The following is a 13,838-nucleotide window of genomic DNA, read 5'->3' as shown; positions in this document are numbered from 1 at the left end:
CGGGTTCGCGCCCGGCCGCGGGCCCGGTCGCGGAGTTCGTCACGGGTTCGGTCACGGGCCCACGCCCGGCTGCGGACGCGCGCCCGGCTGCCGGCCGCGTCCCGACGCCGGACCCGGTCGTCCCGGCGTCCGCGTCGGCTGCCGGCCGCGGGTCCGGCACCGGTCCGACCGCGGACAGCGGTCCGACTGCGGACAGCGGTCCGACCGCGGGCGCAGACCCCGCCTGGGGCGGCGGATCGGCCGGGGGCGTCGACCCGGCTCCGGGCGTCGACTCAGCCGGAAGCACCGCCCCTGCCTCGGGCACCGCTCCTGCCTCGGGCGGCGGGCAGGCGCCGGGCATCGTGGGCGCGCCCGAGGCGGACCCCAGCGCCTCCGCGCGCAACCGCGCGGCGCGCCGCAGCGCCTGGACCGCCGGATCGTCCGGGTCGCCGGCCGCGCCCGCCGCGGCGGACAGCACCGCGCCGGTGGTCGTGAGGTCGCCGAGGTCGGCGCGGAGCGAACGGCCGAGCGCCTCGACGCGGTCGGCGGCGCGGGCCCCGGCCCGGCAGTGGAAGGCCAGCTCGCAGGTGGACAGGCACTCCGGCGCGTACACCGCGGGGACCGCGTCCACCGCGGCGGCGAGGTCGGCGGCCGGGCGGGTGGCCGCGCCCGCCGCGTCCGGCGCGAGGTCGAAGCTCGCGCCCTCGGGCAGCGCCGCGACGATCTCCTCGATCCGGGTCAGCCGCGCCAGCTGCCGCCGCGTCACGGCGAGCTGCTTGCGCACGTCGACCCACTGCGCGGTCGGCAGGTTGGAGAAGTCCTTGGGGCAGACGAGCAGGAACGACGGCTCGGTACGGCCCGGCGCGAGCTCGTCCAGCGCCAGCGCGTAGACCGCCGCCTGCCGCGCCGCCGCGCCCACCTTCACCGGGTCCGCGGCGCCGTCCAGGATCGGGAACGACTTGATCTCGATCACGGTCAGCCGCCCGTCCGGGCCGACCGCCACGGCGTCCGGCTCCAGGTACGCGGTCGAGCCCGCCGCCTCCAGCGCCAGCATCGGGTGGTCGAGCAGCGTCCACGCGCCGGGCGCGGCCTCCGCGAGCGCCATCCTCGTACGGGCGGCGCGGCCCTGCGGCCCGGGCGCGGACAGGTCCGGCACCGCGGCGCCGGCCGCGTCGGCCGGCTGCGCCGCGCCGGTCCACTCCGCCGCGCCGTCCCCCGAGGCCGCGGCATCCGCCCGGTCCGCCGCGCCCGCCGCGTCCGCCCGGTCCGCCGGGTCCGCGACGCCCTCCGTGCCCGCCTGCTCCGGCGCGTCCGCGTGCACCGCGAGCAGCCGCAGCAGCTCCGCGCAGCGGTCGGCCTTCAGCCGGGCCTCGAAGGCGTGCCCGCGCGAGAAGGCGAACCGGGACTGGCCGAACGGCGCCGGCGCGCCCAGCCGCCCGGCCACCGCGCCCTTGTCGACGCCCGCGGCGTCTAGCACGGCCCGGCGACGGCACCCGGGGTTGGCGGCCAGCGCGGCGAGCGCCCGCGCGTCGAGCGGGCGCGGCGGGACGGCGGGGCCGCGCAGCGCGGCCAGACGCTCCCGCAGGGGGCGGTGCTCAGTGCTCACCTGGGAGAGTCTGGCACCCGGTCAGGACAGTCCGCTGCGAGCGGGGGCCTCCACGGCGTCCGCGGCGCCGTCCGCGGTGTCCGTACGGCGTCCGGCGCGGGGCACGGGAACCGTCCGCTGCACCAGCGACCTGACCGGTTCCGCGCCGGGGTGCGCGGCGTCGTCGCGGCCCGCGCCGCCGGTGTCCGCGGCGTCGGTGTCCATGCTGTTCGTGCTGCTCGTGCTGTCCGCGGTGTCCGGGTTCCCGGCGATGTCCGGGTCCCCGGCGCCCTCCGCGCGGGCGCCGGCGCCGGAGCCGCCGCCGATCGCGGGCGCGAACGCCACCGGACCCGCCTCGGCCGCCTCCGCCGGACCCGCCGCCTCCGCCGAGTCGGCCGCCTCCGCCGTCGCCGACCCTCCGGCGCCGACCGCCGCGAGCGCCCGCGCCCGCAGCGCGTCCACACCGCGCAGCGCCGGCTTGGCCAGCAGGAAGCCGAGGCCCATCACGGCCACGCCCGCCGCCGCGTCCATCAGGTAGTGGTTCGCCGTGCCCATCACCACCAGGGCGGTGACCAGCGGGTAGAGGACGCCCAGGGTGCGGACCGTCCAGTGCCGCCCGTAGCGGAAGAGCATGATGCCGCACCACAGCGACCAGCCCACGTGCAGGCTGGGCATCGCCGCGTACTCGTTGGTCAGGTGGCCCATGCCGCGCGGCGCGCTCGCGTCGGTGCCCCACCAGCCGTACGAGCCGTACTGCGCCATCGTGTCGATGAAGCCGTGGTGGCCGGTGAGCAGCCGCGGCGGGGCGGTGGGCACCAGGGTGAAGCCGACCAGGCCGATCAGCGTGGAGATCATCAGCCAGGTGCGGGCCGTCCGGTAGTGCGTGGGGCGCCGGCGCCAGAGCCAGACCAGGACCGTCGGGGTCACGATGTAGTGCAGCGAGGCGTAGGCGAAGTCGGCCGGCACGCCCAGGAACGCGTGGTCGGTGAAGAGCCGGTTGAAGAAGCCCTCGGGGTCCAGGTGCGTCAGCTGCTCGAAGTGCAGGATGTCCAGGCCGTGCTCCACCGCGTCGTCCACGTCGCCGCGCACCAGCAGCCGGGCGCCGGAGTACAGCGCGTAGACCACGGCGATGAGCGGCAGCTCGGTCCACCAGCGGAGCCGGCCGCGGTAGGCGGCGGCTCGCGGCGCGGCGGCGGTGATCGTCATAGGGGACGTCTCTCCAGGTTCTCCGAGGCCGCTTCCGGCGGTCATGGACTTGTGTCGTAGGCTTTTTACCGTACGACGTACGTTAGACGGACAGCGCACCGCCCCGGATTATTCCGGCGGCCCCCGGCGACTTCCGCCGAGCCCCGCATCGTACGGTGTCCTGGCACCGGCCACGGGGTATGCACACGCACGAGGACGCCCGGTCCGCCCGGTCGGGTTGCCCGTCCCCGCGGCCGGCTCCGCCGGCAGCCGAGCTCCACGCGTCCCCGCGGGGCGCGTCGCCGCAGGTCGAGGGCGTCCGCACGAGTCCGCAGCAAGCCCCAGCAGTCCCCAGCAGTCCGCAGCACGCCGAGAAGCAGCAGGTCGAGAACAAGAGACGCCATGCCCGCCACCCAGCCGGTCAGCCCCCAGCGGCGCCGCGCACCCCGCAACACGCTGAACCCGGATCGTATCCTCCGGGCGGCCGTCGGTCTGCTCGACCGCGAGGGCGCCGCCGCCTTCACCATGCGCGCGCTCGCCGAGGAGCTGGGCGTGGGCACGATGGCGGTGTACTCCCACTTCCGCAACAAGGAAGAGATCACCGACGCGGTCACCGAGCGCCTGCTGGACACCATCGAGCTGCCCCCCGGCGGCTGCGCCGACCCCCGCGCCGAACTGCGCGAGGTGTGCCGCGGCGTCTACCGGCTGTTCACCGAGCACCCCTCGGCGCTCCAGCTGCTCACCGTCCGGCCGCTGCGCGGCGACGACGCCATAGCCGTCATCGACCGCATGCTCGGCCTGCTGCACCGGACCGGGCTGTCCCGCTCCGAGGCCGCCGGCGCGCACGTCGCGCTCATGCAGTTCACCGTGGGGGCCGCGCTGTGGACCACCCGGCGCGCCCGCGCGCTGTCCGAGGAGGGCGTACGGGACCGGGTCCGCGCCAAGCTGGCCGCCCTGCCCCCCGAGCGCTACCCGGCCGTCGTCTCCCTCGCGCCGGAACTGCTGTGCGCGCACGACGACACCGGCGGCCAGTACGAGCGGGGGCTCGACGCGCTGCTGGACGGGCTGCTCGGCGGGGTGGCGGCGGCGGGGGCGTAGGGCCGCGCGCGGGCGCGGGGCCGGCGGGGGCGAGCCGTGGCGTCGCGGCCCCGGGGCGTAGGGTTTTCCGACGACCTGAACGAAAGGCCCTGCATTGGCACCGCGCATCATCCTCGTACGGCACGGGCAGACGGAGTGGTCCCGGCTGGGCCGCCACACCGGCCGCACCGACATCCCGCTGACCGAGGAGGGCGAGCGCACCGCCCGGCTGCTGGCCGGCCGCCTCGCCGCGGCGCCCTGGAACGGCCTGCCCGACGCCGAGGTCCGCACCAGCCCGCTGCTGCGCGCCGCCGACACCGCGCGGCTGGCCGGGCTCGGCGACCGCGCCAAGGAGTGGGACGCGCTGCTGGAGTGGGACTACGGCGACTACGAGGGCCTGACCCCCGCGCAGCTCCAGGAGCGGCAGCCCGGCTTCCACATCTGGCGTGACGGCGTGCCCGGCGGCGAGAGCCTCGCGGCGCTGGCCGCGCGCGCCGACGAGGTGGTCGACTGGGCCAGGTCCGCGGAGCGCGACGTCGTGGTCTTCGCGCACGGCCACGTCCTGCGCACGATCGGCGCGCGCTGGCTCGGCTTCGACATCGCCTTCGCGGCGGCGCTGCGGCTGGAGCCGGCGTCGCTGTCCGTCCTCGGCTGGGCGTACGGGCTGCCCGCGATCGAGCGCTGGAACGACACGGCGCATCTGGAGGCGGCGCGGTAATTCGCCACGAAACGCCACCCCTTGAGGCGTGACGCGTCCGTAGCCGTTGACGCGGCGCGGCGTTGTACTTGATGTGGCGCCGGTCACAAGGAGGGCGCCGCAAACGCCTGCGAGGAGGCTTTTGCCGTGGTGGACAGCATGGGCGGGACGCCCGGGGTCGATGGTGGCGGCGTGGGGGGCGGCGTCGAGGGCGACGGGCGGGACATCGTGACGGTGCCGGCGCGGCAGGGGCTGGAGGCGGTGGACATCCTGCGGCTGGGGGCGGGGGTGGGGCCGGTGCTCCACGATCGGTCCGGGGACAGCCTGGAGTTCCTGGTGCCGCCGGGGACGGCGGACGGGTGGGATGTGCCCGGGAGTTCGTGCAGGTCCTCGCGGGGCGGCGGGGGACGGGTGGCGGGGGCGGGGTGGCTCGTGCCGCCGCATACGGACGCGGCGGTGAACGATCCGGTGACGTTGCGGGCGGCGCTGGACGAGGCGGCGCGGAACGTGGAGCTGGCGGAGGGTTTCACCGAGTCGGCGTGACGCTGGGCGCTGGGCGCTGCGCTTGGCCGGGTGCGCTGGGTTGCGTTGTGGGTCGGGGTCGTCCCGGGGGTATCTCCTCGGACTTCGAAAGTGACTCGTTTCGTTGCCTGCTTCTGCCGGTGTTGTTTTCGAAGTCCTGCGGGGACACCCCCGGACCGCCCCCTCGGGCCGCATGTGCGCTGCGGGCCGAGTAGTCAGGGGCGCGGGGAACTGCGCGACCAGCCACAGCGGACCGGTGGACGGGGGCGGCCTGTTCGGGGCAGACGGGTGGCCGGCTTTTCAGGGGCGCAGGGAACTGCGCGAGCAACCCCAGCGGACCGGTGGACGGGGGCGGCCTGTTCGGGGCAGACGGGTGGCCGGCTTTTCAGGGGCGCAGGGAACTGCGCGAGCAACCCCAGCGGACCGTTGGACGGGGGCGGCCTGTTTCGGAGCAGACGGGTGGCCGGCTTTTCAGGGGCGCGGGGAACTGCGCGAGCGACCCCAGCGGACCGTTGGACGGGGGCGGCCTGTTCGGGGCAGACGGGTGGCCGGCTTTTCAGGGGCGCGGGGAACTGCGCGAGCGACCACAGTGGACCGGCGGGCGGGCACGGCGAGGACGGGGCAGACGCGTGGCCGGTTGGGACGGGCAGACCCGTGGAGGGGAGTGCGGCGCGGCCGGGGGCGCAGAATGGGGGTGTGGCGAGGAAGAGGGCGGTGCGGGAGAGCAAGCGCAGCGGCACCGCGGAGCTGCGGGCGGACCGGGACAACGCGCAGGGCTGGACCCTGTACGTGGACGGCGCACCGCAGTCGCACGTGAACCTCGCGGACCCCGCGGAGCTGACCTTCGCGTACCAGCGCCGCCTCGGCCACCTCGTGGACCTCGCCGCGCCGCCCGGACGCCCGCTGCGCGCCGTGCACCTGGGCGGCGGCGCGGTGACCCTCGCGCGGTACACCGCGCACACCCGGCCCCGCTCGACCCAGCAGGTCGTGGAGGTCGACGCCGCCCTGACGGAGTTCGTCCGCGCGGAGCTGCCGTGGGACCGCGGCTGGCGCATCAAGGTCCGCGGCGACGACGCCCGCGCCGGCCTCGCCCGGCTCCCCGAGGGCCAGGCCGACCTCGTCGTCGCGGACGTGTTCGCCGGCGCCCGTACCCCCGCGCACCTGACCAGCACGGAGTTCCTCGCCGAGGTGCGCCGCCGGCTGCGCCCCGGCGGCTGGTACGCCGCCAACCTCGCCGACGGCGGCCCGCTCGCCTTCGTCCGCGGTCAGATCGCCACCGCGCGCGCCGCGTTCGGCGACGTCGCCCTCGCCGCCGACCCCGCGGTGCTGCGCGGCAAGCGCTTCGGCAACCTCGTGCTGGTCGCCTCCGACGAGCCGCTGCCGGTGGCCGAGTTCACCCGGCGGGTGGCCACCGACCCGCATCCCGGCCGCGTCGAGCACGGCGCCGCGCTGGTCGACTTCGCCGCCGGCGCGCCCCCGGTGGCCGACGCGGCGGCGGTCCGCTCGCCGGCCCCGCCGCCGGGGGTGTTCCCCGACTGACCGGCCGCGGCGGGGCGCCGCGGCCGGGCGTGACAGGATGGCAGCGTGCGGCGTGGGCTGATGCATGCGGGTGCCTGGGCAGCGGCGACGGCGGCGGCCGTCACGTTGTCCTGGTTCGGAGTGCGGTCCGTGCTGCGCAGCACCGCGTACGACCCGCCGCGGGCGATGCCGATCACGACGACGCTGCCGCCGCAGATCTCGGCGACGCAGCGGCCGTCGCCCCGGCCCGGCACGACCGGCCCGTCGCCGAGCCCCACGCCCCGGCACACGGCCACGGGCACGCCGAGGCCCAGCGCGTCGGCGACCACCACGCGCGCGCCGGCCCCGACGACCCCCGCGGCCCCCACCTCCCCGGCCTCCTCCGGCGAGGTGCACGCGTACACCGTGGGCGGCGGGCGCGTGGTGCTCTCCCTCGACGCCGACGCGGCGTCGCTCGTCTCCGCGACGCCCGAGTCCGGCTGGCAGATGAGCGTCTGGACGCCCTACGCCGACCAGTGGCTCCGCGTCACCTTCACGTCCGCGTCCGGCGACCGCGCCTCCACGGTCTCCTGCACCTGGAACGGCCACCCCCCCGAGGTCACGACGTACGAGAACTAGCTTCCGCCCGGCCCCCTTGGACGCCGGACGCCGCCCAACCCGCTCCCGGCCGCGTCGGGGCAGACGGGGATGGGGGCGGTCGCGCCGGAGGCGATAGGTTGCGCGCATGCCAAGCGTGCTCGTCGTCGAGGACGACCATTTCGTCCGCTCCGCCCTGATCCGGCACCTGACCGACGCCGCCCACACCGTCCGCAGCGTCGGCACCGCGCTGGAAGCGCTCCGCGAAGTCGCCCAGTTCGGCTTCGACGTCGTGATCCTGGACCTCGGCCTGCCCGACCTGGACGGCTCGGAGGCGCTGAAGATGCTCCGCGGCCTGAGCGACGTGCCCGTCATCGTGGCGACCGCGCGGGACGACGAGGCGGAGATCGTCCGCCTGCTCAACGCCGGCGCCGACGACTACCTGGTGAAGCCGTTCTCCGTCGCGCACCTGTCCGCCCGGCTGGACGCGGTGCTGCGCCGCGCCCGCGGCCGGGCCGGCGCCGGCCCGGCCGCGGAGGAGCAGCTGATACGCGTCGGCGGCCTGCAGATCGACGTCCGCAGGCGGCAGGCCGCGCTGGACGGCGTGCCGCTGGACCTGACCCGGCGGGAGTTCGACCTGCTGACGTTCCTGGCCGCGCGGCCCGGCGTGGTGGTCGCCCGGCGCGAGCTGCTCGCCGAGGTGTGGCAGCAGTCGTACGGCGACGACCAGACGATCGACGTGCACCTGTCGTGGCTGCGCCGCAAGCTCGGCGAGACCGCGGCCCGGCCGCGCTATCTGCACACGCTGCGCGGCGTGGGCGTCAAGCTGGAGCCCCCGGCGTGAGCCGCCGGGCCAGACCGCACGGCGACCCCCGCGGCGGCAGACGGGACCCCGGCCGCGGCCGCGACCCCGGCCGCGGCGGCGGACCCGGCCCGGAACGGGACGCCGGGCGGGACCAGGGCGGTGAGCGGGAACGCGGCCACCGGTGGGGCATGCGCTGGTCGCTGATCCGGGTCAGCCTCGCGGTGACCGCCATGGTCGTCATCGCCTTCGCCGTGCCGCTCGGCCTGGTCGTCAAGGAGCTGGCCCGCGACCGCGCGCTGACCAACGCCGAACGGCAGGCCGCCGCGGTCGCGCCGGCGCTCGCGATCACCACCGACCGCGCCCCGCTCGACCGGGCGCTGGCCACCACGCAGGCCGGCGCGGAGAACCGCATCGCCGTGCTCGTACCCGCCTCGGACGGCGTCCCCGCGGTCGACCTCGGCACCCACCACGCGCCGCGCGCCGACCTGGACCGGGCGGCGCGCCGCGGCGAGGCGGCGACGGTGCGGGTGCCCGGCGGGTACGCGCTGCTGCGGCCCACCGCGGTCAGCACGACCACCGCGGTGGTCGAGGTGTTCGTGCCCTCCGCGGACGTCACGCGCGGCGTGGCCACCGCGTGGATGGTGCTGGCCGGGGTCGGGCTCGCGCTGATCATCGGCTCGGTGGCCATCGCCGACCGGCTCGGCGCGCGCATGATCCGGCCCGCGGTACGACTGGCCGGCGCGGCCCACCGGCTGGGCGAGGGCGAGCTGGAGGTACGCGTCCCCGAGGACGGTCCCGGCGAACTGCGGGCCGCCGCCGCGGCGTTCAACGCGATGGCCGACCGGGTGGTGCGGCTGCTGGCCAACGAGCGGGAGCTGGCCGCCGACCTGTCGCACCGGCTGCGGACGCCGCTGACCGTGCTGCGGCTCAACGCCGCGTCCCTGGGCGACGGTCCCGCCGCCGACCAGACGCGGGCGGCGGTCGCCCAACTGGAGCGCGAGGTCGACCAGATCATCCGCACCGCGCGGGAGCAGCGCGCGCCGGTCACCGCGGCCACGGGCTGCGACGCGGCGGAGGTGATCCGCGAGCGGATGGCGTTCTGGTCCGCGCTCGCGGAGGACGAGGGCCGCTCGGTGTCCACGGCGGGCGCGGACCGGCCGGCCCGGGTGCCGGTCGGACGGGCGGAGCTGGCCGCGGCGCTCGACGCGATGCTCGGCAACGTCTTCCGGCACACGCCGGAGGGGACCGCGTTCGCGGTGGACGTGCACAGTTCCGACGACGCGGTGATCGTGCTGGTCTCCGACGCGGGGCCGGGCGTCGCGGACCCGGACGCGGCGGTGCGCCGCGGCCACGGCGACGGCGGGCAGGGCTCCACCGGGCTCGGCCTGGACATCGTGCGGCGCGTCGCGGAATCCACGGGGGGCGATGTCGCGGTCGGCCGCAGCGTGCTCGGCGGCGCCGAGATCCGGGTCTACCTGGCGCGGCGCCCGCCGACCCCGCCGGCCCGCGCCGCCTCCTTGCGACGGCCGTCGCGCCACGCGTGAGGCGTCGCCTGCCGCTGGGCTTCGCGGTGGTGCGCCCGGCCGGGGCGGTGCGGGTGGACTCGCGCGGGGGGTGCGCCGTGCGGTCCCGTGCGGCGGGTGCGGTCGCGTTGCGCTTGGCGTTCCCGTGCGGCGGGTGCGGTCGGTTCGGCACCGCAGGCCTGCGCCGTCCCGCGTCCCGCCGCGGCGGCGGAGTGAAGGAGGCGCGGCCTCCTGCGACCGCGCGGGCGGCGCGGGGTGCGCCGGCCGCGTGGGCCGCGCCGCTTACGCCCGCTGCGTCGGCAGGACCGCTCGCGCGCCGCTCCCCGGGGTGGAGGCCGCGGCCTCCGTCGCTCCGCGCGCGCGGTGCGGGGTGTGCCCGGGGTGGTGCGGGGGGAGGGGCGGGGCCTTCCGGGGGAGGGGGGATCCCGCGCGGGGGTACAGGTGTGGCGGGTGGGGTGGGGGGAACTTAGCGTCGGAACGCGGGCCGGTGCGGCGCGTCCTGCGTGGTGCACGTAGGTGGTTGCTGGCGAAAGCGGATGCGCTGATGACTTCTCGACAGGTGACGCCCCGGCCGCGCCGGCTCGCGATGACCGTGGCGGCCGGCCTCGCCGCGGCCACGGCCCTGGCGACGCCGACCGCCCACGCGGACACGACGACCGGCCACGCGACGCCGACCGCCCACGCGGACACGACGACCGGCCACGCGACGCCGGCCGCCCACGCGGACATGACGACCGGTCAGGTGACGGCCACCGCGCGGGCCGCGCACGGAAGCCCGGCCACCGCGCGGGGCGGCTCGGGCGGGCGGGGCCGCGCCGCCGCCGTGGTCCGTCGCGTCGGGCCGGACCAGTCCGTCCAAGCGGCCGTCGACGCCGCCCGGCCGGGGGACACCGTCGAGTTGCAGCCCGGCGTCTACCGGCAGAACATCACGGTCCGCGTGCCGCGGCTGACCCTGCGGGGGACCGGCGCCGGGCAGGTGACGCTGAGCCCGCCGCAGGGCGCGACCGGCGCGGCGGCGGACACCGGGATCGCGGTCAGCGGCGCCTCGGACGTGCGGGTGGAGGCGCTCACGGTCTCCGGCTTCGCCCGCTACGGCATCTGGGCCACCCGCGCCGACGCCCTCACCGTCGAGGGCGTGGTCAGCGAGGGCAACGGCCAGTACGGCATCGCGCAGGAGAAGTCGACCGGCGCCCGCTTCACCGGCAACGCCGCCCGGGACAACGGCGAGGCCGGCATCCTGCTGGCCAACGCCGTCAGCGAGGAGGGCGGCGCACTGGACACCGCGGGCGCGCAGATCGCCGGCAACGCGCTGACCGGCAACAAGATGGGCGTCGTGCTGCGCCGCGTCCGCGACCTGACCGTCGAGGCCAACGCGGCCGGCGGCAACTGCGCCGGCATGTTCGTCGTCGGCGACGAGGGCGTGCCGCGCGGGGGCCACCTGACGCTGCGCGGCAACGCGGTGACCGGCAACACCAAGTACTGCGCCGCCACCAGCCGGCTGCCCTACGTCCAGGGCTCCGGCATCGTGCTGACCGGCGTCGAGGACACCGTCGTCGAGGGCAACACGATCACCGGCAACACCGGCGCCGCGCCGATGTCCGGCGGCGTCGTGCTCTTCCACAGCTTCGTCGGCATCCCGAACACCGACAACGTCGTGCGCGACAACGTCATGACCGGCAACGGCCCCGCCGACATCGCCGACCGCGACACCGGCAAGGGCAACACGTTCACCGGCAACGCCTGCGCGGTCTCCCTGCCCGCCGGCCACTGCTGACCCTCCGGCCCGGCAGGCGCGGCGCCGACCGCCGCCACCATCCCGGGCCGGTACGCACCCCCGGACCGGACCCGTACCCACTCGGGCCCCCGTCCCGGTTCTCGCTCCTGTTCCCGTTCCCGTTCCGTTCCCGCCCGTCCCGCCCCCGCTGAGAAAGGCGGCGCCATGACCACCGCGCCACCCGCGCCCGACGACCGCACCTCCGACGACCGCACCTCCGACGACCGCGCGCCCGACCGCGCCGACGACCCCCGTACCGCCGACGGCGACCGCGCCCGTACGCCCGATCCCGGAGCCTCGATGCGGCTGCGCGAGATCGTGTTCGGCGCCGCCCCCGCCGCGGCCGTCCGCGCCGCCGCCGGGCTCGGCCTCGCCGACGCGCTGGGCGACGCGCCCGCCGCCGCCGAGGACCTCGCCCGCGCGGTCGGCGCGCAACCCGGGCCGCTGCGCCGGCTGCTGCTCGCGCTCGCCAGCCACGGGCTGTTCGCCGAGACCGACGACGGCCGGTGGGCGCACACCGAGATGTCCCGGCTGCTGCGCCAGGACGCCCAGGGCAGCCTGCGCGACATCGCGCTGTGGTGCACCGAGCCGTGGACCTGGCAGGTGTGGCCGCGGCTGGAGGACGCGGTCCGCTCGGGCCGCGCGGTGTTCCCCGACGCCTTCGGCAAGGGCTTCTTCGACTACCTGCACACCGACGGCGGCGAGTCGGCCCGCGTGTTCGACCGCGCGATGACCGCCTCCAGCCGGCAGGCCGCCGCCGACCTCGCCGGCTACGCCGACCTCACCGGCGTCGCCTCGATCGCCGACATCGGCGGCGGCCAGGGCCTGGCGCTGGCCGCGCTGCTGGAGACCCGGCCCGACCTGCGCGGCACGCTGCTCGACCTGCCCGCCGTGGTGGCCGGCTGCGACCCGCGGCTGCGCGAGGGCGGCGCGCTCGCCGACCGGGCCACCGTCGTCGCCGGGGACTGCCGGCAGTCCGTGCCGGTGGCCGCGGACCTCTACGTCATCAAGAACATCCTGGAATGGGACGACGCCAGCACCCGCGCCACGCTGGCCAACGTGGTGGCCGCCGCCGAGCCCGGCGCCCGGGTGCTGGTGATCGAGAACCTGGTCGACGACAGCCCCTCGATGCGCTTCACCACCGCCATGGACCTGCTGCTCCTGCTGAACGTCGGCGGCGCCAAGCACACCCGGCGCAGCCTGAGCGCGCTGATCACCGAGGCCGGGCTGCGGCTCGGCGAGGTCCGCCCGGTCAACCGCCACCTGCACGCGTTCGAGGCGGTCGTCGTCAAGTAGCCCGTGCCCGCGCGGACGTCGGCCCGTACCCCCGGGGAGGGGTACGGGCCGAGTCCGTGCTGCGCGGCCGGCGCCGGGCCGTGGCCGGCCGGGATCAGCCGCGCTCCCAGCGGTAGAACTCCCTGGCCATCGCGTCCTTCGGCTCCCGCCAGGTCAGCGGGTCGTACGCCGAGACGTAGGCGCTGAGCGCCTGGCTGACCGCGCGGAACTCCGGGTGGTCCTTCATCCGGGCCACCTCGGGGCCGGGCGGCCGCTCGGCCTCGATCAGGTGCAGGTACAGCTCGCCGAACTGGAACAGGCTGCGTCCGGTCACCCCGATCAGGCCGGGCAGTTCGCCCCGGTCGGACGCGGCGAAGGCGTCCGCGATGCCCTGCGCGCCGTCCGGCTTCATCCGGGCCACGATCAGGCTGCGGTGCACGGCGCTCACATCCGCCCCGCGCTTCCGGCCTCCGCGGCGGCCTTCTCGACCTGCTCGCGGATGCGCTCCATCTGGACCTGCGAGTTGGCGTTGATGCGGTCGGTCATCCCCGCGTCGTCGATCGGCGCGGTCGGCTTCATCGCGAAGTCCTGCACCCAGCGCATGGACGTGCCGCCCGGCACCTCCTCGTACTCCCAGCGGATGTCCATCCGCTCGAACGGGCCGGTCTCCACCCGCCGGGCCCGCACGGTCCAGGTGTCGCGGTCGGTCTCGCGCTCGGAGACCCAGCTCCACACGGTGCCGTTCTCGTCCGGGTGCATGGTCAGGCGGAACAGCACCCGGTCGCCGTCGCGCTCGATGATCTCCACGGCCGCGTACTCGCTGAACAGCGTGGGCCAGCGCTCCAGGTCGTTGGTGATCCGCCAGGTCAGGTCCAGTGGTGCGGCGATGGTGATGCGGTTGTCGGTGTGTCCGGTCACGGTGCTCACTCCTCGGTGCTCGTCGGGTGCGGCGGTCGCCCGCCGGCCGCCGCCCCGGGCGGACGGCCGGCGGGCGGCGGTGGTCAGACCGCGGTGCTCAGACCGCGGTGCCCAGGGCGGCGTTGACGGCGGCCAGGAAGGCCCGCGGGGTCCTGCACCCCTCGGCGTTCTCGCCCAGCTTCACGCCGTGCCGCTTCTCCAGCTCGGCGACGATGCCCAGCAGGCCGAGCGAGTCCAGGTCGAAGTCGGTGAAGGCCGCGTCCGGGCGGTCGGCCAACTGCGCCGCGTCGACGGCCAGTCCGGCGCGGGAGTTCATCAGCTCGGCCAGTTCCGGGTAGCCGACGGGTTCGTTCACGGGTGCGTTCACGGTGGTTCTCCTTGCAGTGGGGACGAAAGGTCCTGCG

General features: G+C 76.6%; 13 protein-coding genes and 1 pseudogene. 9 read left to right on the top strand and 5 right to left on the bottom strand.

Features of this window, described 5'->3' with window-relative positions:
• Window positions 1-361 precede the first annotated feature (361 nt).
• A pseudogene (locus VSR01_RS12765) lies at window positions 362-1,585 on the bottom strand (hypothetical protein); the annotation flags it as partial.
• Between the two features lie 21 nt (window positions 1,586-1,606).
• A complete protein-coding gene (locus tag VSR01_RS12760) occupies window positions 1,607-2,770 on the bottom strand; it encodes a phosphatase PAP2 family protein (protein WP_326449357.1) in 1,164 nt (387 codons plus the stop codon).
• Window positions 2,771-3,151: 381 nt separating this feature from the next.
• On the opposite strand from VSR01_RS12760, the gene VSR01_RS12755 reads away from it, so the two are divergent.
• From VSR01_RS12755 to VSR01_RS12715, 9 genes are all read left to right on the top strand, one after another.
• Window positions 3,152-3,847 (top strand): TetR/AcrR family transcriptional regulator, encoded by a 696-nt coding sequence (locus VSR01_RS12755; protein ID WP_326449356.1) that lies wholly within the window; start codon window positions 3,152-3,154, stop codon window positions 3,845-3,847.
• Between the two features lie 94 nt (window positions 3,848-3,941).
• Window positions 3,942-4,544 (top strand): histidine phosphatase family protein, encoded by a 603-nt coding sequence (locus tag VSR01_RS12750; RefSeq protein WP_326449355.1) that lies wholly within the window; start codon window positions 3,942-3,944, stop codon window positions 4,542-4,544.
• A 126-nt stretch (window positions 4,545-4,670) separates the two neighbouring features.
• Window positions 4,671-5,066, top strand: coding sequence for a hypothetical protein (locus VSR01_RS12745; RefSeq protein ID WP_326449354.1), 396 nt, complete (start codon window positions 4,671-4,673; stop codon window positions 5,064-5,066).
• Between the two features lie 675 nt (window positions 5,067-5,741).
• Window positions 5,742-6,584 (top strand): spermidine synthase, encoded by an 843-nt coding sequence (locus VSR01_RS12740; RefSeq protein WP_326449353.1) that lies wholly within the window; start codon window positions 5,742-5,744, stop codon window positions 6,582-6,584.
• A gap of 129 nt (window positions 6,585-6,713) precedes the next feature.
• Window positions 6,714-7,181: a hypothetical protein gene (locus VSR01_RS12735; RefSeq protein ID WP_326449352.1), complete on the top strand. Its 468-nt coding sequence runs from the start codon at window positions 6,714-6,716 to the stop codon at window positions 7,179-7,181.
• A gap of 106 nt (window positions 7,182-7,287) precedes the next feature.
• Window positions 7,288-7,983, top strand: a complete 696-nt coding sequence (locus tag VSR01_RS12730; protein ID WP_326449351.1) for a response regulator transcription factor — start codon at window positions 7,288-7,290, stop codon at window positions 7,981-7,983.
• A gap of 149 nt (window positions 7,984-8,132) precedes the next feature.
• On the top strand, window positions 8,133-9,488 hold the full coding sequence (locus VSR01_RS12725; RefSeq protein WP_326453624.1) for a sensor histidine kinase: 1,356 nt from the start codon (window positions 8,133-8,135) through the stop codon (window positions 9,486-9,488).
• 523 nt (window positions 9,489-10,011) lie between these two features.
• Complete coding sequence (locus tag VSR01_RS12720) at window positions 10,012-11,241, top strand: right-handed parallel beta-helix repeat-containing protein (protein WP_326449350.1); 1,230 nt, start codon at window positions 10,012-10,014, stop codon at window positions 11,239-11,241.
• Between the two features lie 165 nt (window positions 11,242-11,406).
• On the top strand, window positions 11,407-12,537 hold the full coding sequence (locus VSR01_RS12715) for a methyltransferase (RefSeq protein ID WP_442785444.1): 1,131 nt from the start codon (window positions 11,407-11,409) through the stop codon (window positions 12,535-12,537).
• Between the two features lie 94 nt (window positions 12,538-12,631).
• Here VSR01_RS12715 and VSR01_RS12710 read toward each other — a convergent pair whose 3' ends face one another.
• From VSR01_RS12710 to VSR01_RS12700, 3 genes are all read right to left on the bottom strand, one after another.
• Window positions 12,632-12,955 carry a TcmI family type II polyketide cyclase gene (locus VSR01_RS12710; protein ID WP_326453622.1) on the bottom strand — a complete coding sequence of 108 codons (324 nt, stop codon included), beginning with the start codon at window positions 12,953-12,955 and terminating at the stop codon, window positions 12,632-12,634.
• Between the two features lie 5 nt (window positions 12,956-12,960).
• Window positions 12,961-13,434 carry an SRPBCC family protein gene (locus tag VSR01_RS12705; RefSeq protein ID WP_326449349.1) on the bottom strand — a complete coding sequence of 158 codons (474 nt, stop codon included), beginning with the start codon at window positions 13,432-13,434 and terminating at the stop codon, window positions 12,961-12,963.
• 97 nt (window positions 13,435-13,531) lie between these two features.
• Window positions 13,532-13,750: an acyl carrier protein gene (locus VSR01_RS12700; RefSeq protein WP_326453621.1), complete on the bottom strand. Its 219-nt coding sequence runs from the start codon at window positions 13,748-13,750 to the stop codon at window positions 13,532-13,534.
• Between the last annotated feature and the right edge of the window lie 88 nt (window positions 13,751-13,838).

The sequence above is a fragment of the Actinacidiphila sp. DG2A-62 genome (assembly GCF_035825295.1).
Classification (GTDB): Bacteria; Actinomycetota; Actinomycetes; order Streptomycetales; family Streptomycetaceae; genus Actinacidiphila.
This window is presented reverse-complemented; position numbering and strand designations above follow the sequence as displayed.

Excerpts from the sequence above, each read along its gene's own strand:
- VSR01_RS12760 (WP_326449357.1), bottom strand. The coding sequence starts at position 2,770 with ATGACGATCACCGCCGCCGCGCCGCGAGCCGCCGCCTACCGCGGCCGG.
- VSR01_RS12755 (WP_326449356.1), top strand. The coding sequence starts at position 3,152 with ATGCCCGCCACCCAGCCGGTCAGCCCCCAGCGGCGCCGCGCACCCCGC.
- VSR01_RS12730 (WP_326449351.1), top strand. The coding sequence starts at position 7,288 with ATGCCAAGCGTGCTCGTCGTCGAGGACGACCATTTCGTCCGCTCCGCC.
- VSR01_RS12725 (WP_326453624.1), top strand. The coding sequence starts at position 8,133 with ATGCGCTGGTCGCTGATCCGGGTCAGCCTCGCGGTGACCGCCATGGTC.
- VSR01_RS12720 (WP_326449350.1), top strand. The coding sequence starts at position 10,012 with ATGACTTCTCGACAGGTGACGCCCCGGCCGCGCCGGCTCGCGATGACC.
- VSR01_RS12715 (WP_442785444.1), top strand. The coding sequence starts at position 11,407 with ATGACCACCGCGCCACCCGCGCCCGACGACCGCACCTCCGACGACCGC.
- VSR01_RS12700 (WP_326453621.1), bottom strand. The coding sequence starts at position 13,750 with ATGAACTCCCGCGCCGGACTGGCCGTCGACGCGGCGCAGTTGGCCGAC.